General features: G+C 66.6%; 16 protein-coding genes. 15 read left to right on the forward strand and 1 reads right to left on the reverse strand.

The window, feature by feature from the left end; genetic code table 11:
• The first annotated feature begins 277 nt into the window (after positions 1–277).
• The 12 genes from GDJ97_RS03490 (at position 278) to GDJ97_RS03545 (ending at position 10,756) form a co-directional block, all read left to right on the forward strand.
• Positions 278–610, forward strand: a complete 333-nt coding sequence (locus GDJ97_RS03490) for an HIRAN domain-containing protein (RefSeq protein WP_152069839.1) — start codon at positions 278–280, stop codon at positions 608–610.
• Positions 611–937: 327 nt separating this feature from the next.
• Positions 938–2,248, forward strand: coding sequence for an O-acetylhomoserine aminocarboxypropyltransferase/cysteine synthase family protein (locus tag GDJ97_RS03495; RefSeq protein WP_152069840.1), 1,311 nt, complete (start codon positions 938–940; stop codon positions 2,246–2,248).
• A 192-nt stretch (positions 2,249–2,440) separates the two neighbouring features.
• Positions 2,441–4,570 carry a ribonuclease R family protein gene (locus tag GDJ97_RS03500; protein ID WP_152069841.1) on the forward strand — a complete coding sequence of 710 codons (2,130 nt, stop codon included), beginning with the start codon at positions 2,441–2,443 and terminating at the stop codon, positions 4,568–4,570.
• Between the two features lie 102 nt (positions 4,571–4,672).
• A complete protein-coding gene (locus tag GDJ97_RS03505) occupies positions 4,673–5,608 on the forward strand; it encodes a hypothetical protein (protein WP_152069842.1) in 936 nt (311 codons plus the stop codon).
• Between the two features lie 2 nt (positions 5,609–5,610).
• Positions 5,611–6,084: an SsrA-binding protein SmpB gene (smpB, locus tag GDJ97_RS03510; protein ID WP_152069843.1), complete on the forward strand. Its 474-nt coding sequence runs from the start codon at positions 5,611–5,613 to the stop codon at positions 6,082–6,084.
• A 50-nt stretch (positions 6,085–6,134) separates the two neighbouring features.
• A complete protein-coding gene (locus GDJ97_RS03515; protein ID WP_152069844.1) occupies positions 6,135–6,638 on the forward strand; it encodes a flavin reductase family protein in 504 nt (167 codons plus the stop codon).
• A gap of 150 nt (positions 6,639–6,788) precedes the next feature.
• Complete coding sequence (locus GDJ97_RS03520) at positions 6,789–6,932, forward strand: rubredoxin-like domain-containing protein (RefSeq protein ID WP_152069845.1); 144 nt, start codon at positions 6,789–6,791, stop codon at positions 6,930–6,932.
• 242 nt (positions 6,933–7,174) lie between these two features.
• On the forward strand, positions 7,175–7,732 hold the full coding sequence (locus GDJ97_RS03525) for a Fur family transcriptional regulator (RefSeq protein WP_152069846.1): 558 nt from the start codon (positions 7,175–7,177) through the stop codon (positions 7,730–7,732).
• Positions 7,725–8,096, forward strand: a complete 372-nt coding sequence (locus tag GDJ97_RS03530; protein ID WP_152069847.1) for a hypothetical protein — start codon at positions 7,725–7,727, stop codon at positions 8,094–8,096. The genes GDJ97_RS03525 and GDJ97_RS03530 overlap by 8 nt, the downstream gene beginning before the upstream one ends.
• A gap of 57 nt (positions 8,097–8,153) precedes the next feature.
• Positions 8,154–9,188, forward strand: a complete 1,035-nt coding sequence (locus tag GDJ97_RS03535; protein ID WP_152069848.1) for a metal ABC transporter substrate-binding protein — start codon at positions 8,154–8,156, stop codon at positions 9,186–9,188.
• Entirely contained in the window at positions 9,181–9,915 is a 735-nt protein-coding gene (locus GDJ97_RS03540; protein ID WP_152069849.1) for a metal ABC transporter ATP-binding protein, read from the forward strand. The genes GDJ97_RS03535 and GDJ97_RS03540 overlap by 8 nt, the downstream gene beginning before the upstream one ends.
• Positions 9,908–10,756 carry a metal ABC transporter permease gene (locus GDJ97_RS03545; RefSeq protein WP_306437635.1) on the forward strand — a complete coding sequence of 283 codons (849 nt, stop codon included), beginning with the start codon at positions 9,908–9,910 and terminating at the stop codon, positions 10,754–10,756. Before GDJ97_RS03540 ends, GDJ97_RS03545 begins: the two co-directional genes overlap by 8 nt.
• A gap of 106 nt (positions 10,757–10,862) precedes the next feature.
• Here GDJ97_RS03545 and GDJ97_RS03550 read toward each other — a convergent pair whose 3' ends face one another.
• Positions 10,863–11,867: a hypothetical protein gene (locus GDJ97_RS03550; RefSeq protein ID WP_152069850.1), complete on the reverse strand. Its 1,005-nt coding sequence runs from the start codon at positions 11,865–11,867 to the stop codon at positions 10,863–10,865.
• Between the two features lie 424 nt (positions 11,868–12,291).
• On the opposite strand from GDJ97_RS03550, the gene dnaE reads away from it, so the two are divergent.
• The 3 genes from dnaE to ftsX all read left to right on the forward strand — a co-directional run bounded on the left by dnaE (position 12,292) and on the right by ftsX (position 18,501).
• A complete protein-coding gene (gene dnaE, locus GDJ97_RS03555; protein WP_152069851.1) occupies positions 12,292–16,104 on the forward strand; it encodes a DNA polymerase III subunit alpha in 3,813 nt (1,270 codons plus the stop codon).
• A 338-nt stretch (positions 16,105–16,442) separates the two neighbouring features.
• A complete protein-coding gene (gene ftsE, locus GDJ97_RS03560; RefSeq protein WP_373422657.1) occupies positions 16,443–17,588 on the forward strand; it encodes a cell division ATP-binding protein FtsE in 1,146 nt (381 codons plus the stop codon).
• On the forward strand, positions 17,575–18,501 hold the full coding sequence (ftsX, locus tag GDJ97_RS03565) for a permease-like cell division protein FtsX (RefSeq protein WP_152069852.1): 927 nt from the start codon (positions 17,575–17,577) through the stop codon (positions 18,499–18,501). Before ftsE ends, ftsX begins: the two co-directional genes overlap by 14 nt.
• The last annotated feature ends 37 nt before the right edge of the window (positions 18,502–18,538 follow it).

Genomic DNA, 18,538 nt, shown 5'->3' on the forward strand with positions numbered 1-18,538 from the left:
CCTCGATGCGCTCGACCAGCCGCTGACGGCCCCGAGGCGTGAGGCGTGCGTTAGGATGTTGTGACATGGGAGGGCCCCTCTCTTCGCTGCAGACCTAGACAATCCACAGCTTCGCGGAGCCCTCCCTACTTGTCACTAGTCAGACGTAAACAACCTGTTGGCACTAAACAGCTAGGGCTGCCATCCGATTTTCATGTCCGCGCCGGCAGGTAAGCTCTCCCCAGGTTGAAAAAGCGCCCGGCAACACGGTCGGGCGAGGAGACCTGGGGAGGTCAACATGGAGAACAACAGCCGCTCTCGTCTGTACGCGTCGTTCCACATCGCGGGGTTCCAGTACTGGGATGGCGCGCTCGTGCTGGACAGGCTCAAGGTCGGCAAGGCGCTCGAGCTCGTGCCCGAGCCGGGAAATCCCTACGACCCCGACGCCGTCGCCCTGTACAACGAGGGGTCCAAGCTCGGGTTCGTCCCGCGCGAGCTGAACGGGAACCTCGCCCAGCTGCTCGCCTTCGGCCACACGGGGGTGTTCGAGGCCCGCGTCCAGCAGGTCGCCCCCGAGCGCAGCCCGTGGCACCAGGTCCGCGTGGGCCTCTTCGTGGTGGATGCACGGTAAGGGAAGGGGTCTCCGTGCGCCCGCGGACTCAGCAAAGAGGACCCGGCCGCGTTTTGTAACACGCTGGAAATATCGTTGACAGGGCATCCTTTGGCACATAAAGTAACAACCAACGTGTTAAGTAGGTTTTACCGCGAAAGGAGCCACCATGCTGCAGGCCACCATGGCAATGATGCGAATGCTTTGCTCTCGGCCGTGCTGCATGGACCGGTTCGCTCGCGCCTAGGCGCGCTTCGAATCCCCTAACTTGAGCAGCGTGGCCGGGAGACCCCCGGCTTTTTTCTTAATCAGGCTGACACGCCGCTTCCACACCAAAGGAGAACCATCATGACCGCTTTCGTGAACAACCCCGAGCACACCTTCGGCTTCGACACCCTGCAGCTGCACGTGGGCCAGGAGAACGCCGACCCGGCGACCGACTCCCGCGCGGTGCCCATCTACCAGACCACGAGCTACGTCTTCCGTAACTCCCAGCATGCCGCCGACCGCTTTGGCCTGGCCGACGCCGGCAACATCTACGGTCGTCTGACCAACTCCACGCAGAGCGCCTTCGAGGACCGCATCGCCGCGCTCGAGGGCGGCGTGGCCGGTCTCGCCGTGGCTTCCGGTGCCGCGGCCATCACCTACACCATCCAGGCGCTCGCCCAGGCCGGCGACCACATCGTGGCCCAGAAGACCATCTACGGCGGCACCTATAACCTGCTCGAGCACACGCTCGCCCAGTTCGGCGTGGAGACCACCTTCGTGGACGCCCACAACCTGGACGAGGTCGAGGGCGCCATCAAGGACAACACCGTCGCCGTGTACCTGGAGACGCTCGGCAACCCCAACTCCGACATCCCCAACGTGGACGCCATCTCCGAGATCGCCCGCAAGCACGGCCTGCCCGTGGTGGTGGACAACACCTTCGGCACCCCGTACCTCTTCCGTCCGCTCGAGCACGGCGCGAACATCGTCGTCCACTCTGCGACCAAGTTCATCGGCGGCCACGGCACCACGCTGGGCGGCGTGATCGTGGACGGCGGTAACTTCGACTGGAAGGCGAGCGGCAAGTACGCGCCCATCGCCGACGCGAACCCCAGCTACCATGGCGTCTCCTTCGTGGATGCCGCCGGCCCCGCCGCCTTCGCCACCTACGTGCGCGCCATCCTGCTGCGCGACGAGGGCGCCACGATCAGCCCCTTCAACGCGTTCCTGCTGCTCCAGGGCACCGAGACCCTCTCCCTGCGCGTCGACCGCCACGTTGAGAACACCAAGAAGGTCATCGAGTACCTGGTGAACAGCCCGTACGTGGAGAAGGTCAACCACCCGAGCCTGCCGGATCACCCCGATCACGAGCTCTATCAGAAGTACTTCCCCAAGGGCGGTGCCTCCATCTTCACGTTCGAGATCAAGGGAGGCAAGGACGCGGCCTGGAAGTTCATCGACCACCTGCAGATCTTCTCCCTGCTCGCCAACGTGGCAGACGTCAAGTCGCTGGTGATTCACCCCGCCACCACCACGCACAGCCAGCTGACCGAGGAGGAGCTGGCGGACCAGGGCATCACCCCGTCCACCATCCGCCTCTCCATCGGCACGGAGAACGCCGAGGACATCATCTGGGACCTGGACCAGGCATTCAAGGCTCTGGACGAGTAGAACCGGCAGCTCGTGCCATCGCGCGAGAAGCCTGCAAGCAAAACGAGACACGGGACGACGCTCTGCGACTCGGGCGCCGTCCCGTTTTTTCGTGCGCGGGGCACGGTGATTCCGCGGCGCCGCGATGGGGTATCGTCTGAACGGGGACGCGAGGGGCCGCGCGTGAAGCGCGGCTCGCAGAAAGGAAACCGCATGGGACGAAAGCACAGCTCGACGGGCGGGCGTAAGGGACCGGCTCGCAGCCGGCGGCAGCCCGGCCTTGAGGGTACGGTTCATCTGTTCGAGGGTCGCGCCGTGGTCGAGACGCCGGAGGGCTCCTTCCGGGTGGGGTTGAGGAGCCTGGGCGGGGCCATGGACGGTGACCGTGCGTTCGTGAGCCTGCACCGCGGACCGGGCGGCAAGCGCCGGGCTCGGGTGGAGGAGGTCACGGAGCGGGCCGTGAAGTCGATCGTGGGCGAGTTCGCGCAGCTGGGGCCCTTGGGGGCCGTGCGCCCGCTCGACCGTCGCATCAGGCACGACTTCTTCGTGCTGCCCGATGACGACTCCGCCGCGCACGCGGGCGCTGCCGACGGCGATATCGTGGCGGCGTGGATCCTTCGTTATCCCACGCAGGAGGAGTCCGGCGTGGTGACCATCGAGCGGCGCATCGGCGGGCAGGATGCGCCCGAGCTTGGCATCGAATGCGTGATGGCGCGCTTTGGCCTGGCGGCGTCGCTGCCTGCTGTCGCGGAGGCCGGGGCAGCGGAGCTCAAGTTGGATGTTGATGCCGCGCTGGCCGACCCGCTGCGCCGCGATATCCGGGACCGCTTCGTCTTCACGATCGACCCGGTGGATGCCCGCGACTTCGACGACGCCGTTTCCATCGAGCGTGCGGAGGCGGGCGGCTGGCGGCTGGGGGTGCACATCGCCGACGTCTCGCATTACGTGACCTGGGGCTCCTCGGTCGATCTTGAGGCGCGCTCCCGCGCCACGTCCGTCTATCTGGCCGACCGCGTGCTCCCGATGCTCCCCGAGGCGCTATCCGCCGACCTGTGCTCGCTGCGTCCCGACGAGGACCGTCTGGCCATGACAGTGGACATGGAGCTCGACCGGAACGGGCGCGTGCGCGGCTGCAAGCTTTATCCGAGTGCCATTCGCAGCCGTATTCGCCTGGATTACGGGGCCGCGGACGCGATTCTGGCGGGGTTGGATGCGGAAACGCCGCACAACCGAACGACTAAAACGGAACATGAGACTGACTCGGTCGAGCGTGCGGCGCTTGAGCGCGCCACCGCCGCGTGCGACCGCGCGCGGGCCCTCGGGATCGACTTGCGGGCAGTCTTGCAGGCCGCCGATGACCTCGCTCGTGCCCGGCAGCGCATCCGCTATGCCCGCGGCGCCATCGACTTCGAGACCGTGGAGGTCCACGCGGTCCTCGACGACCAGGGCGTGCCCGTAGACATCGTGGACCGGCATCGCACGGCAGCGACCTCGCTCATCGAGGAGGCCATGCTGCTCGCCAACGAGTGCGTGGCGGAATACCTGGCAGATCGCGACATCGAGGCAGCCTACCGCGTGCACGAGCCACCCGAGCCCGACCATCTGGTGGCCGCAGCGCGCGTGCTCTTCGCCGCCGGGTCCTGCACCCAGGACGAGGCCGACGCCATCGCGCTCGGCGACCCCCACGCCATCGAGCGGGCGCTGGAGCGGGTGCACGGCACGCCCGAGGAGGCCATGGCGAACGCGCTGCTGCTCCGCTCCATGCAGCGCGCCGTCTACCGTTCCCGCAACGAGGGGCACTTTGCCCTGGGCGCTCCGGCGTACTGCCACTTCACGAGTCCCATCCGCCGCTATCCGGACCTCATCGTGCACCGCTGCCTCAAGCTCCAGCTGGCCGAGGAGCGCCTGGGCAAGCGCGCGGCGGCCGAGCGGCGGGCGATTCTGCTCGGTACCGGACGGGAGGCCCAGGACCGCATGCTGCCGCAGCTCTGCCGGCACGCGAGCGAGCGCGAGCGCGTGGCGGACGCCGCGGGGCACGCGTCCCAGAAGGTGAAGGTCGCCCAGTATTACGCGTGCCGCATGGGCGAGCGGTTCGCGGCCACCGTCAGCTGGATCGACGAGATGGGGGTCTTCGCGCGTCTGGACGATACCGCCGCCGAGGGGCTTCTGCGCCTGCGCGACCTGGGCGACGAATGGTGGGACTTCGACGAGCGGACCCTTACGCTCACCGGCGAGGCGACCGGGCACACGGTGCGGCCGGGCACGCGGATGATCGTTGAGGTCGCGCGTACCGACGTGCTCCGCGGGCACTTGGATCTCAGACTCGTCACCCTCCGCAGCTAGGAATTGGCTGCGGCCCGCCTGTGCCCGCGGCTACCGGCGGCGGTTCGCCTGCCCTCCGTGCCGCCTTGCGCTACACTGGTACGACTGAACAGGGAGGTATACATGAACCTGACCGTGACCGCTCAAGATATCGCCCGCGCCGAGGGCTATCTGGCAGCCGGCGACATAGAATCCGCGCTTCCGCAGCTCCAGGAGCTCACGGGCGCAGTTGAGGACTGGGCTGCGGAGACCTGCGCCGATACCAAGGACCGCCAGTGGTTCTCCTTCGACGATGCCTTCGAGCGCCTGGCATATCGCCGCGTTGAGAAGGACCCGCGCGAGCTCGTGCAGGTCGAGGTCCCGCTCGCGCGGCTCTACTCCGACCTCGCCTTCGCCCGCATCCGCCAGGAGGATTTCGCCGCCGCGCGCGACGCGCTCATGCAGGCGGTTCGCTGGAACCCCATGAATTGCGGGTACCGTCTCGATCTGGCCGAGGTCTGCCGCATCCTGGGCGATGTGCAGGAATGGGCGGCGCTCAGCTTCTCGGTGCTCGCGCGCGCTTCGGATGCGCGGTCGGCGGGCCTTGCCTACGCCAACCTTGGTCAGCTCTTCCTGAACGAGAACGACGGTGTGGCGGCGCTCGGCTGCGCGCGCCTGGCCCAGAGCCTGGCTTCCGGCGAGCAGCGCGTCACGCGGCTCATGAACAGCGTGGGAAAGACGCACCCCGAGGCGCTTTCCGCCACCGAGGACGCCCTCACGCGCCAGCTCGGTATGCAGGGCATTCCCACTGAACCTTCAGCCGAGATCGCCGTCTGCCTGCTCATGTGCGCTTCGGACGCTGCGCGCGAGGGGGATACCAAAGCGGCCACCGACTTCACCGTCCGTGCCCGGAACCTGGTGGGGGCGGACAATGCCAAGGCGCTCATCCAGCTCATCAACGAGAGCGATGCTGAGCTCGCGGCTGAGAAGGAGGCGGGCGAGCGGGGCGAGGCTGCCGCACATGCCGTCGGCCAGCCGGACACCGCCGTGCCGGTCGCGCCCGCGGGGGAGGACGCCTAGCCATGGCCCAGAAGCGAGAGCGCAAGCTTATCTCCAAGAACCGGTCCGCGCGGCACGAGTACACCATCGAGGAGACCATCGAGTGCGGCATCGAGCTTGCGGGCGCCGAGGTGAAGAGCCTGCGCGAGCGCGCCGCCCAGATCACGGACACCTTCGCGCTCATCCGGGCCGGTGAGTGCTGGCTCGTCGGCATGCACATCCACCCGTACTCCGCCGGCGGTGTGTGGAACCGCGACCCGGATCGTCGGCGCCGGCTGCTCCTCCACAAGAAGGAGATCAGCTACCTGGACGGCAAGCTCAGGAACCGCGGCTACGCCCTCGTGCCCCTGGAGCTCTACTTCAACCAGGACGGGCGCGTCAAGCTGCTGCTCGGCCTCGGTCGCGGCAAGAAGCTCTACGATAAGCGCGAGGACATGGCCAAGCGCGATGTCCAGCGCGAGATCGAGCGCGCGCTCAAGCAGCGCACGCGCGAATAGCATCGGCGGCGGCGCCCGCCTGGGCGCCTGCCCAAAGAGAGGAGAGGGCAATGGATCTGACTGCGTTCTTCAAGATGAGCTACGGGCTCTACGTGGTGTCCGCGCAGGAGGGTGAGCGACGCGCCGCGTGCCTCATCAACACTGCCGTGCAGGTGACGGCCGAGCCACCGCGTATCTCGGTGGCGGTGAACAAGGAGAACGTCACCGCCGACGTCATCGCCGACGCGGGTTCCTTCACCGTGACCGCGGTGGACGAGACCGCCGACATGCCGTACCTCGGCAACTTCGGCTTCCGTACCTCGGCGAACTACGACAAGTTCGAGAAGTACGCGTCTCAGGCGAGCGGGCTCGGCAACCCCTACTGCCCCGAGCACGCGTGCGCGGTCTTCGACTGCAAGCTGGTGGACACGGTGGACGTGGGCACGCACTACCTGTTCATCGGCGAGGTGGTGGGCGCTGAGCGCCTGGGAGACGCCGCGCCCATGACGTACTCCTACTACCACACCACGCTGAAGGGCAAGACCCCGCCCAAGGCGAGCTCCTACCAGGGCTAGGTTCTCGATGAGGATCCGGCGCGCGTCGCCTGCGCGCCGGGTTCGTTAGCCTCGACAAACGTTAGCCGTTTTGTGACATAACGAGAATCTGTCCTGATTTCGCTATACTGCAAGTACACCGTTGTTTCGCCGCAACAGAGAGGATCCAACATGAGCGACGAGAAGAAGACCTACAAGTTCGTTTGCCTAGTCTGCGGCTACGAGGTCGAGGTCGACACGCCCGAGCTGCCCGAGGACTACGTGTGCCCCGTGTGCGGCGTGGGCCCGGATCAGTTCGAGCTCGTGGAGGAGTAGGCAACCTTGCTCAACCCTTTGTCGGGGAGAGACCGTTGCTTGAAGGCCCGCCGAAAGGCGGGCCTTTTTCTTTGGATGACTATCTTGCTTTGGTCGGCTACTCTGCCGCCTCGTCCGCTCGTGCGGATTCTGTGCACCCGGTTGTCCGCTGCGCTTCCATGGTGATAATTCCGAATCGGAATCCGATTTCGTATTAGACGGGAGCCATGGCGCTCGGGAGACGACACTGAGGGGGTACGGCCATGACGCGGCAACGGTACAACACGCGGCAGCGCGGGGTCATCTCCGCGCTCATGGGTTCCTGCAGCGACCGTTACCTCTCCGTCGATGAGGTCTGCGAGCTCCTGCGCGCCCGGGGCGAGGCCGTGGGCCGCACGACGGTGTACCGCACCCTCGAGCGCCTGGCGGCCGAGGGGTGCGTGGCCAAGGTCTCGGGTATCCGGGGCGAGGCGGCGCAGTACCGGGGCGTTCCCGTCGCGGACGACGCGGACGCCGTGGGTCCCATGGGACAGCTCCGCTGCGAGCGCTGCGGTCGCGCCTTTCCGCTGGATTGCGACATGCTGCAGAGCTTCGTCCACCACGTGAGCCACGAGCACGGGTTCCTGGTCGACCAGCGGCGCACCGTCATCTACGGCGTGTGCGCGGCGTGCCAGGCTGCCGAGGTCGCCGCTGCCGAGGGCGAGGGGGCTGCTGCCGGAACCGCCGCTACGACGGTGGTTGGAGACGAGTGCGCCGCGCCCGCGCCCGATCATGCCGGCTGCTCCGCGCATCCGGGTGATGGGGGTTGCTGCCGTGGATAGCCTGTCGCTCACCTGCGCCGGCGTGCCCGGTGCCGATTCCGCGCCCGACCGCGTGCAGGGTCCGTCCCCATGGTCATCGCGCTCGGCGGCGATCTTCCTCTCGATCCTGCTCGCGCTCGCGGTGGTGCTCTCGAGCCTCACCGTGGCCGAAGACTTCCATCACCGGTGCACGGGCGACGGCTGCGTCGTCTGCGCGCAGATCTCTGCCTGCCTGCATCTCGCGCGCGACGGTGCGACCCTTGCGGGCGCCATCGCCACTCCCGGTGTCCTCACGCTCTCCGCGGCGCCGCTCGTGCTCGGCGAGGAGCGCGTCTGCCTCTCCCTGACCACGCTCGTGGCGCTCAAGGTGCAGCTGAACGATTAACGCTTCCGTGGATTTCCGCCGATACAACCAGTTCGACATCCATGGAAGGAAAACTCTATGTTCCAGTTCGTATTCGGCCGCCGTTCGGCGGTGGCCCTCGCCGCCACGTTCATGCTGGCGGTCCCACTCGCCGGCTGCGGCGCTACCTCCGCGGGCAAAGCGTCCGGTTCCGCCCCAGGGTCCGGTTCGGCGCCCGTGGGCGCATCCGGTAAGGTCCGGGTAGTCGCGAGCTTCTACCCCATGGCGGACTTCGCGCAGAAGGTCGGCGGCGACCACGTGGAGGTGGAGAACCTGGTGCCCGCGGGCACCGAGCCCCACGAGTGGGAGCCCTCGCCCAAGGACATGGCGAAGATCCAGGAATCCCAGGTGTTCGTGTACAACGGTGCCGGCATGGAGGACTGGGTCGCGGATGCGCTCGATTCCATCGATACCTCGAAAACGCAGGTGGTCGAGGCATCGAAGGGCATCGACCTGCTGCCGGGCGAGGACGACCACGGCCATGGCGACACCGACGAGCACGCGGCGGACGTCTCCGAGAGCGACGACCATGCGGCGGAGTACAACCCCCACGTGTGGCTCGCGCCCGAGAACGCCAAGCGGGAGCTCGAGAACATCAAGGACGCGCTCGCGGCTGCCGATCCCGGCCATAAGGACGATTACCAGGCCAACTTCGAGCGCTACGCCGCCGAGTTCGACCGGCTCGACCAGGAGTATCGCGAGCAGATCGGTGCCGCCGCGGGCAAGACGCTCGTCGTCTCCCACGACGCGTACGGCTACCTGGCGCAGGCGTACGGCCTCACGGTGATGCCGATCGCCGGCATGGACGCCGAGGGCGAGCCGGACGCCAAGACCATGGCGGGCATCATCGAGTTTGTGAAGGAGAGCGGCGTGAAGACCATCTTCTCCGAGGACCTGGTGAGCCCCAAGGTCGCCCAGCAGATCGCCGATGGCACGGGAGCCGCGTGCCGGACGCTGAACCCGCTCGAGGGCCTGACGGACGAGCAGCTGAGGGCCGGCGAGGACTACGTCAGCGTGATGCGCTCCAACCTTGCCGAGATCGTGGCCGCGCTCAACGAGGAGAATCATGGTTAGGCGACCGCTGCCCGGTGCCGCGGTGCCGGTGCTGCTGGATCGCGCCGGGTTCTCGTACGGCACCGCCGGCGGGCGCGCGCAGGTGCTCGCCGACACCTCGTTCATGCTCGAGCCGGGCGGGTTCGCGATTGTGACGGGCGAGAACGGCGCGGGCAAGTCCACGCTGCTCAAGCTCGTGTTGGGCGAGATCCGGCCTTCGGCGGGGGAGGTCCGTCTCTTCGGGCGCGACCCGCTACGGTTTCGAGACTGGGGTCGCGTGGGCTACGTGCCCCAGCGGACGGTCGCATCGTACGGTCAGTTTCCTGCGAGCGTGGAGGAGGTCGTCTGCGCCAACCTGTACGGGAGTGCGCGTCGCTTCCTTCCCTTCGGCCGCGCTGAGCGCCGCCGCGCCCGCGAGGCGCTCGATGCCGTGGGGCTCGCAGGCACGGAGGAGCGCATGCCGGGCGAGCTTTCGGGCGGGCAGTTCCAGCGCGTGCTGCTCGCCCGCGCCCTCGTGGCGGGTCCGGAGCTCCTCGTGCTCGACGAGCCCACGAGCGGCCTGGACGAGGAGTCGTGCCGCGCGTTCTGTGCCCTGCTGGCAGGCCTGCGCGTTCGGGATGGGAAGCTCGCCGTGCTCATGGTTACGCACGACCTGGAGCGCCTGTCCGGCCTGAGCGCCGATGTGTATCGGCTGGCGGGCGGGCGTCTGCAGCCGCCCGCTTATTTGAGGGAGGTTGCCCGTGCTTGAGTTTGTGGGCGAGATGTTTCGGTACGAGTTCATGCAGCGCGCGTTCATCGCCGGCCTGATGATCGGTATCGTCATCCCGCTCGTGGGCGTGACGGTGGTGCTCAAGCGCCTCTCCATGATCGGCGACGCTCTCGGCCACGCCTCGCTCGCGGGCGTGGCAGCGGGCCTTATCGGCGGCGTCAACCCGGTGGCGGGCGCGACGGTCGCCTGCGTGGGCGCGTCGTTCTGCATCGAGGGCATCCGGCGTCGCCTGGAGAGCCGGGCCGACCTGGCGGTGGCCGTCATCATGGCAGCGGGGATCGGGCTCGCGGGCGTGCTCTCGGGCTTCGTACCCAACTCGTCCACGTTCTCGAGCTTCCTCTTCGGCAGCATCGTCACCGTGGACGATACCGAGCTCTGCCTGGTGATCGGCATTGGTGCCGCGGTGGCGCTCTTCTGCCTAGCGTTCTCGAAGGAGCTGTTCTGGGTCTCGCTGGACGAGCGGGCCGCGCGCCTCGCCGGCGTGCGCGTGGGCGCCGTGAACGCCGCGTTCGTGCTGGTGTGCGCACTCACGGTCTCCATCGCGTCGCGAACTGTCGGCTCGTTGATCGTGAGCTCGATGATGACGGTACCGGTTGCCTGTGCGCTCGCGGTCGCCCGCAGCTGGCGACAGGCGTCGCTCGTCGCGTGCGCGGTGGGGGCGGTGAGCGCCTGCGCGGGGCTCGCGGCCTCGTACGAGTTCGCGCTCAAGCCGGGTGGCACCATCGTGCTCATCGAGGTCGCCGTGCTCGTGGCGCTTCTCGCTGTCAAGCACTCGGTTGCCCGCCTGCGGAGGGGCCAACGGAGGGGGTCGGCTCGATAGATGTAACAAATCTTGCGTATAACCGGGTTAAATGACGCGAAATACGCAGAATCCGTTACATCTGCGATATCGGCGATGTCCGCGTACGATGGTTGCGAATCGACGGCTACCGCAGATCGCGTGGATCGGTAGGGAAGCCGAGGCTCGGGTCCTGCGGGATGCCCGCGGCCTGGAGCTTGCGGGCGAAGAGTGCCGGTCGTCGCAGATCGGCGCTGTTCAGTCGCACCACCGGCATACCGAGGAGCGTCAGGCGGCTCTCGCGCTGCCGTTCGTCGGCGCGTACCCGCTCGGAGGTGCGACCGTTCGTCATCTCCTTGTCCTCATATTTGGCGAGTCCGTCGAACTCTCCGATGACGCGGCGTCCGTCCGCGAGTATCCAGAGGTAGTCGACGCGAAAGCGGCGAGTCGGGTCCACCGGGTCTGGAAACTCCACTTGCAACTCCGGCACCATGAAGCCCTGTTCGATCATGGCGGCGCGGGCGAGGGATTCTCCGCCGCTTTCGGCCCGCCCGTCGGCGAGTTGCGCGATCATACGGGCCCGCGCCGCTCCCTGCTTGTTTCTTGTGACGGCTCCCACATACGCCACGAGCGCCTCCTTCGATAGCAGGCCTCGGTGGATGGTAGAGTCGGCGATGGCGAGTCCCGCGCGAAACGGTGCATCGAGCAGGCATTCCGCCACGGTGTACATGATTTCGGTGACGAGCACGCCCTGCGCGTGGCTCGGGAGCAGGAGGCTTCGGAATCGATGGTACCGAACGGCCTTGCTGTCTCGTCCGCACCCGCCGTCGGGAAGGGCGAGGTGTACCCGGTCGAGTAGCGAATGGGAGACGGAGAGCCCCTGGAGCACGGCCGCGGAGTAGGAGCAGAACATCCAGGCGGGATGAAGCTTCGCGAGGGTCCGAAGTCGGCAAATCTCCTGCTCGGTGCGCGACATCGCGCTCCAGTATTCCGGTCGGGCGAAGAGACCCGGGTGCGGGCTGATGAGCCGTCCCTGCTCCGTCCAGCGTCGGAGCGTGCGCCGCCTGGTACCGTCTGGGGTGCTCAATAGAAGGCCCTCCCGCTCAACCGGCTCGAAGGCGGACATGATCTCGGTAATCGACGAGCGCGGCATGGGCATATCTCCTTTAGATTGAACGCAGCGGCATGCGATGCATGGACTACGAGGGGGTCGGCTCGATAGATGTAACGGGATGTGCGCAAATCGGCCTGTATCGAGGTGAAATACGCAGAATCCGTTACATCTGCGATGGTAGGGGGTCGGTGCGGTCTCTCACCGGGGCAGGGGCCAGCGTTGCGGCAATATCGGCGAGGTGCGTAAACGCTGCTTGACATGTTGCCGCTCTGCGGCCGCCGCCCAGCTGCCGCCCCGCCGCCGTCCCGTCGCGGTCCGCCCCACTCATTCGACCCCTCGAACACGCTATGAGCTTCCCGCGGGCGCGCCCCCGGCACGGGCCGCCGCGTCCGGGCCGTGCGGTAGAATCGAAGCCCGAAAAACACCGAGAGCATAGCCGCACATCACGAGGGAGCCCGCGCCCATGGCATTCGTTCACCTGCACAACCACACCGAGTACTCCATGCTGGACGGCGCCACGCGTATCGGCGACATGGTCAAGCGCGCCGTGGACCTCGGCATGCCCGCGGTGGCCATCACGGACCACGGCTACATGTACGGCGTGCCCGAGCTGGACCTTGCCTGCTCGGCCGTGAACCACGGCACACCCGAGTACAAGACCTGGAGCCACGATCGCTCCTTTTTGGAGAAGGGCCGTCGCGACGAGCTCAAGGAGCCCGACCCCGAGAAGGAGCCGCGCGAGTACGCCCAGTTCCACAAGGACATGGAGCTCTGGGACAAGCAGGGCAACATCGACGAGCTGGAGCCGCCGCTCGTCATCAAGCCCATCTTCGGCTGCGAGGTCTACTTCACGCCCGATGACGAGCTGCGCCGCGACCGCAAGCCCGAGCTCTACCACATGATCCTCCTCGCCAAGGACAACGAGGGCTACGTGAACCTCATGCAGCTGGTGTCCGAGGCCGCCGTGGAGGGCTTCTACTACAAGCCGCGCGTGACGCTCGACAACCTGCGCCGCCATGCCAAGGGCGTCATCGGCACCTCGGCGTGCATCGCCGGCATCATCCCCAAGATGATCGACCGCGGCGACATGCCGGCGGCCATCGAGTGGGCCACCACGCTGCGCGACACCTTTGCCCCCGGCGACTTCTACATCGAGATCCAGGACCACGGCATCACCACCAACAGCGGCATAACCGACGAGGAGCTCGACCGCCAGCTCATCGACATCGCGCGCCAGATCGGGGTCAAGGTCATCGCCACCAACGACTTCCACTACCTCACGCGCGACGACGCCTCGGTGCAGGACATCATGATGTGCATCGGCATGAACACCAAGGTGGACGACCCCAACCGCCTGCGTATGCAGGGCTCCGAGTTCTACATGAAGAACGAGGACGAGATGCGCGCGCTCTTCCCGTACTGCCCGGAGGCGTGCGACAACACGCTCGAGATCGCCGAGAAGTGCAACGTTACGCTCGACTGGGATAGCATCATCCTGCCGAACTTCCCCCTGCTCGACCCCGGCGAGACCCACGAGAGCCAGTTCCGCCGCGAGTGCGAGAAGGGCCTCGCTAAGTACTACGGCGAGGACTGGGCCACGCGCGAGATCAACGGCGTCAACATCAAGGAGCGCTTTGAGTACGAGTACAAGGTCATCTGCGACAAGGGCTTTGCGGCGTACTTCCTGATCGTGGCCGAGTACGTGCAGTGGGCCAAGGAGAACGGCATCGGCGTGGGCCCGGGCCGTGGTTCCGCCGCCGGCGCCATCGTGGCCTACGCCATGAACATCACCACGTTCGACCCGCTCGAGAACGGCCTGATGTTCGAGAGGTTCCTCTCCCCGCAGCGTACCGAGATGCCCGATATCGATATGGACTTCGACGATGAGCGGCGCCTGGAGGTGGTGGAGCACGTCCGCCAGCTCTACGGCCCCGAGAAGGTGACGCACGTCATCACCTACTCCACCATCAAGGCCAAGCAGGCCATCAACGACGCCGCCCGCGTGCTGGACTATCCCGTCTACGTGGGCCAGCGCCTCTCGAAGATGATCTCGAGCGACCCCTCCGTCAAGCTCAAGCAGGTGCTCGAGCAGGTGCCGGGCAAGGAGGACAACTACAACCCCGACTTCGCCGAGGCCTACCGCTCGGACGAGGACGCGCGCCGCATCATCGACTCCGCCCTCGCCATCGAGGGCCTCACCCGCGGCGAGGGCGTGCACGCGTGCGCGGTCCTCATCTGCCGCGACCCGGTGAACGAGCACGTGCCCACCAAGCTGGACACCAAGGGCGGCGTGGAGATCACCCAGTACGAGGGCCATACCGTGGCCGACATGGGCCTCCTCAAGATGGACTTCCTGGGTCTGCGCACCCTCACGGTCATCTCCAAGGCCAAGGCGAACATCAAGGCCAACTACGGCATCGACATCGACGTGGACTCCATTCCCTTCGACGACCCCGCGATCTTCAAGCTCATGGGCTCCGGCCACACAGCCGGCGTCTTCCAGGTGGAGTCCGCCGGCATGACGGCCACCATCAAGAACATGAAGCCCACCGAGTACAAGCACGTGGTCGCTCTGATCGCCCTGTACCGCCCGGGCCCGCTCGGCGCCGGCATGGTCTCCTCCTACATCAACCGCATGAACGGCAAGGAGCCCGCCGTCTCCTACGACCCGCGTCTGGACGGCATCCTGGGCGAGACCTACGGCACCATGGTCTACCAGGAGCAGGTTATGCTCATCTCCGTCGAGATGTGCGGCTTCTCCAAGGGCGAATCGGACTCCCGCGTGCGCAAGCCCGTGGCCAAGAAGAAGATCAAGCTCCTGACCTCCACCGTGTTCCACTGGGAGGACGGCTCGGACGAGACGACCTACGACCACTGGATGAACGGCGCCGAGAAGAACGGCTACAAGCGCGAGGTCGCCCAGAAGATCTGGGACGACGTGCTCGAGTTCGCGTCCTACGCCTTCAACAAGAGCCACTCGGCCGGCTACGCCATCCTCGTCATGCAGACGGCCTGGCTGAAGGCCCATTACCCCAATGAGTACATGGCCGCCGTGCTCACCTCCTACACGGGTAAGACCGAAAAGATCGTGCACTACGTCTCGGCCTGCCGTCATGACGGCATCGCGGTGCTCCCGCCGGACATCAACGAGTCCGGTACCGAGTTCACCGCCGTCAAGGAGGGCGTGCGCTTTGGCTTGGCTGGCATCCGCGGTGTGGGCGAGGGCGTGGCCCAGGTCATCATGGACGAGCGCGCCAAGAACGGCCCCTTCAAGAACCTGCACGACTTCGTGGACCGCGTGGACTCCAGCCAGGCCAACCGCCGCGTGATCGAGGCCCTCATCAAGGCTGGCGCCTTCGACGCCACAGGCTACCCGCGCCGGCAGCTCATGCACTTCGTGGACAAGGCGAACCCCGAGAACATCCTGGATGCGGCGGCCAAGCGACAGAAGGACCGCGCGAGCGGCCAGACCTCGCTCTTCGATGTGTTCGGCGACGTGGAGGGCTCGGGTTTCGAGGTCGTGGTGCCGGAGCCGGACGGCAACGAGTGGGACCGTCACATGAAGCTCTCCGCCGAGCGCGAGGTGCTGGGCATCTACGTTTCCGACCATCCGCTGCGCCCGTACGAGTACGCGCTCGGCAAGGCGCGCGAGTTCTCGCTCTCGCAGATCGAGAACGGCTACGAGACCATGAACCCCGCAGGCGGCGGTACGGTGAACGCGGAGATTCCCGAGGGCAAGCCCTTCTGGTTCGCCGGCATGGTCTCCGAGGTGAGCAAGCGCGTCACCAAGAACGGCGACCCCATGGCCATCGTCACGTTGGAGGACATGGAGGGCGAGGCCACGGTGGTGGTCTTCCCCAAGACGTACAAGGAGTGCGAGTCGCTGCTCTACGGCGACGTGGACCCGGAGACGGGCACCGTGCTCTCCGATGCCTTCGTGCGTGTGCGCGGCAAGCTGGAGCGCAGCGACCGCGGCGACCAGATCATCGCCCAGGAGGTGCAGGCCCTCGAGCTCTCGGACGAGGCGAACCGCCCCAAGGTCTTCGAGGTCATGGTGCCGAGCAACCGCTTCTCCCAGTCCAACATGGCGCGTCTGGCCACGGTGCTCGCCACCTGTCCGGGCGGCGACCGCGTGGAGCTCTTCATCGAGCAGAGCGACGGCCAGACCATGCGCGCCGAGATCCCCACGCGGGTGAACGCCCGGAGCATCCCGTTGATCGCCGAGGTCAAGGGTATCGTCGGCAACAAGGGCCGCGTCAGCGTGATCCAGGGGTGAGGGGGTAGCCCCGCCAGCCGGCGCGGGCCGGGGCGCACCCGAAGCGCCGAGCGTCCTTGAGAGCGAGCTGCGAAAACCCTGGGGAGAAACCCAGGAACGGGCAGCGGTCTCAGGGGACGCCTCAACAGTGTCATCATCCTCGTTCTGCCCGTTCCTGCGGTTTCTCCCCAGGGTTTTCCAGCCTCGCGAACTCGGCGCACCGGCGCTTCGGGTGCGCCCGGGCCCGCGCCGGCTGGCGGGGCTACTAGGTCCATGGCCTGTATAACTTCTGTGCAGCTCGGCGGTTCTTGATACAATCGATGAGCTCATGTAGTTCAAACGCACACGAAGGAGCTCAGGTGGGTAGCCACTTCCGTACACCCGGGGATGAGCAGCCGGCATCTGGTGCACAGACACCGCAGCCAGCCGCCGCTACGCCCCCGGCAACTCATTTTCAGCAGAATCAACAGGTAGACGGGGTCAACCCCTTGGCTGGCGCTCCCGTCGCCAATTCGGCGGTCCCCGTTGTCCCCAACCCGGCCGCTCCGTCGTCCACGGCGAACGTGTTCATGCCGCAGCCGACGGCTCAGACCCCGACGCAGGCCCCGGCCGACCCGTTCGACCCGGCCACGTTCCGCACGCGCGACGGTTCCGCCGCGCCCTCCACGGACGTGAACGAGCAGCGCCAGGTTGCCGACTTGGACGCCGCGCTCGCCAGCCCGGACTTCACCACGGTCTTCGCGCCGCAGGACCTGGACCGCGACGCCGACCAGCGCCGTGCCGCCCAGCAGGCGGGCGTGGAGCCGGTGATCCTCTGCGAGCACCTCACCAAGATCTATCCCGCGCAGCCCAACAAGCCCGCGCTGGACGACATCAACATCGCCATCTATCCCGGTGAGTTCGTCTTCCTGGTGGGCCACTCGGGCTCCGGCAAGACCACGCTGCTGAACACCATGCTCCGGAACGTGCGACCCACGAGCGGTCGCGTGCTCGTGGCGGGCCAGGATCTCATGCGTATCAAGAACCGCCGCATCCCGTTTTTGCGCCGCCAGATCGGTGCCGTGTTCCAGGACTACAAGCTCCTGCCGAACAAGACCGCCTACGAGAACGTGGCCTTCGCGCTCGAGTGCATCGGCAAGCCGCGCGGCGTCATCCGCGCGCAGGTGCCCGAGGTGCTGCGCCTGGTGGGCCTGGGCGACCAGATGGACTCCCTGCCCGACCAGCTCTCCGGTGGCGAGCAGCAACGCGTCTCCGTGGCGCGCGCCATGGTCAACCGTCCGCCGCTGCTCATCTGCGACGAGCCCACGGGCAACCTGGACCCGGCCATCAGCCTGGGCATCATGAAGCTCCTGGAGCGCATCAACCGCACCGGCACCACCGTCGTGGTGGCCACGCACGACCGCGAGATGGTCGATTCCATGCACCGTCGCGTCATCGCCCTCGAGGGCGGTCGCGTGATCCGCGACCAGGAGAGGGGAGGCTACGGTAACTATGGCTCCTTCTAACTTCACCTACTCGATCCGAGAGGCCAACAAGCACTTCTTCCGCAACTGGACCACCTCGTTCGGCGCCGTCATCACCATCTTCCTGTCGCTGTTCATCATCGGTCTGTTCATCGTCGGCTCGGCGCTCGTGAACTCCGTCATCGGCAACGTCGAGGACCAGGTGACCATCAACGCCTACATCGATGACAGCGCGTCCGACAGCGACGTGGAGGCCTTCAAGTCCGAGCTCGAGACGTGGGACAACGTCAAGTCCGTCAAGCTCAAGAGCAAGGATGAGGCGCTGAAGGGCTACAAGGAGAGCGGCAGCGACCAGGCCGATGCCAGCATCGCCGCGCTCGACGGCGAGAACCCGCTGCCCCGTTCCTACACCATCGAGATGAACGAGCCCTCGCAGGTTGCCTCGACCGCCGAGAAGATCAAGTCCAACGACGACTTCCTGAAGATCGTGGACGGCGGCTCCGATAAGGCGGACGAGTCCGTGCAGTACGGCAGCGAGGTGGTGGGCCGCCTGTTCCAGGTGACCAACTACATCCGCATCGCCGCCGTGGTGCTCGTGGCGCTGCTCACCTTCGTGGCGTTCATCTTCATGAACAACACAATCCGCCTCTCCATCACCGCGCGCCGTCGCGAGATCGCGATCATGCGCCTGGTGGGTGCCTCCAACGGATTCATCCGCGGGCCGTTCATCACCGAGGGTGTCATGCAGGCCGCTCTCGGCTCGGTGCTCGCCATCGGCGCGCTCGAGCTCGTGCGAAACCTCCTCATGCCCAAGGTGCAGGCCAGCCTGCAGTTCCTTCCCATGGGCGTGCCGATGGAGCTCTACCTGGTGACCTATGGCGCGCTGGTGCTCGTGGGCGTGGTGATCGGCCTCTTTGGCTCCGCCATCGCCATGCGCCGCTACCTCAAGGTGTAGCGCAGGCGCTCGTATCTTGTTTTTGTTGCGACGGGGC

The organism is Collinsella sp. AK_207A (assembly GCF_902501965.1).
In the GTDB taxonomy this organism is placed as follows: domain Bacteria; phylum Actinomycetota; class Coriobacteriia; order Coriobacteriales; family Coriobacteriaceae; genus Collinsella.

Excerpts from the sequence above, each read along its gene's own strand:
- GDJ97_RS03550 (WP_152069850.1), bottom strand. The coding sequence starts at position 11,867 with ATGCCGCGCTCGTCGATTACCGAGATCATGTCCGCCTTCGAGCCGGTT.
- smpB (WP_152069843.1), top strand. The coding sequence starts at position 5,611 with ATGGCCCAGAAGCGAGAGCGCAAGCTTATCTCCAAGAACCGGTCCGCG.
- GDJ97_RS03535 (WP_152069848.1), top strand. The coding sequence starts at position 8,154 with ATGTTCCAGTTCGTATTCGGCCGCCGTTCGGCGGTGGCCCTCGCCGCC.
- GDJ97_RS03525 (WP_152069846.1), top strand. The coding sequence starts at position 7,175 with ATGACGCGGCAACGGTACAACACGCGGCAGCGCGGGGTCATCTCCGCG.
- dnaE (WP_152069851.1), top strand. The coding sequence starts at position 12,292 with ATGGCATTCGTTCACCTGCACAACCACACCGAGTACTCCATGCTGGAC.
- GDJ97_RS03500 (WP_152069841.1), top strand. The coding sequence starts at position 2,441 with ATGGGACGAAAGCACAGCTCGACGGGCGGGCGTAAGGGACCGGCTCGC.
- GDJ97_RS03490 (WP_152069839.1), top strand. The coding sequence starts at position 278 with ATGGAGAACAACAGCCGCTCTCGTCTGTACGCGTCGTTCCACATCGCG.
- GDJ97_RS03495 (WP_152069840.1), top strand. The coding sequence starts at position 938 with ATGACCGCTTTCGTGAACAACCCCGAGCACACCTTCGGCTTCGACACC.
- ftsX (WP_152069852.1), top strand. The coding sequence starts at position 17,575 with ATGGCTCCTTCTAACTTCACCTACTCGATCCGAGAGGCCAACAAGCAC.
- GDJ97_RS03515 (WP_152069844.1), top strand. The coding sequence starts at position 6,135 with ATGGATCTGACTGCGTTCTTCAAGATGAGCTACGGGCTCTACGTGGTG.
- GDJ97_RS03520 (WP_152069845.1), top strand. The coding sequence starts at position 6,789 with ATGAGCGACGAGAAGAAGACCTACAAGTTCGTTTGCCTAGTCTGCGGC.
- GDJ97_RS03505 (WP_152069842.1), top strand. The coding sequence starts at position 4,673 with ATGAACCTGACCGTGACCGCTCAAGATATCGCCCGCGCCGAGGGCTAT.
- GDJ97_RS03540 (WP_152069849.1), top strand. The coding sequence starts at position 9,181 with ATGGTTAGGCGACCGCTGCCCGGTGCCGCGGTGCCGGTGCTGCTGGAT.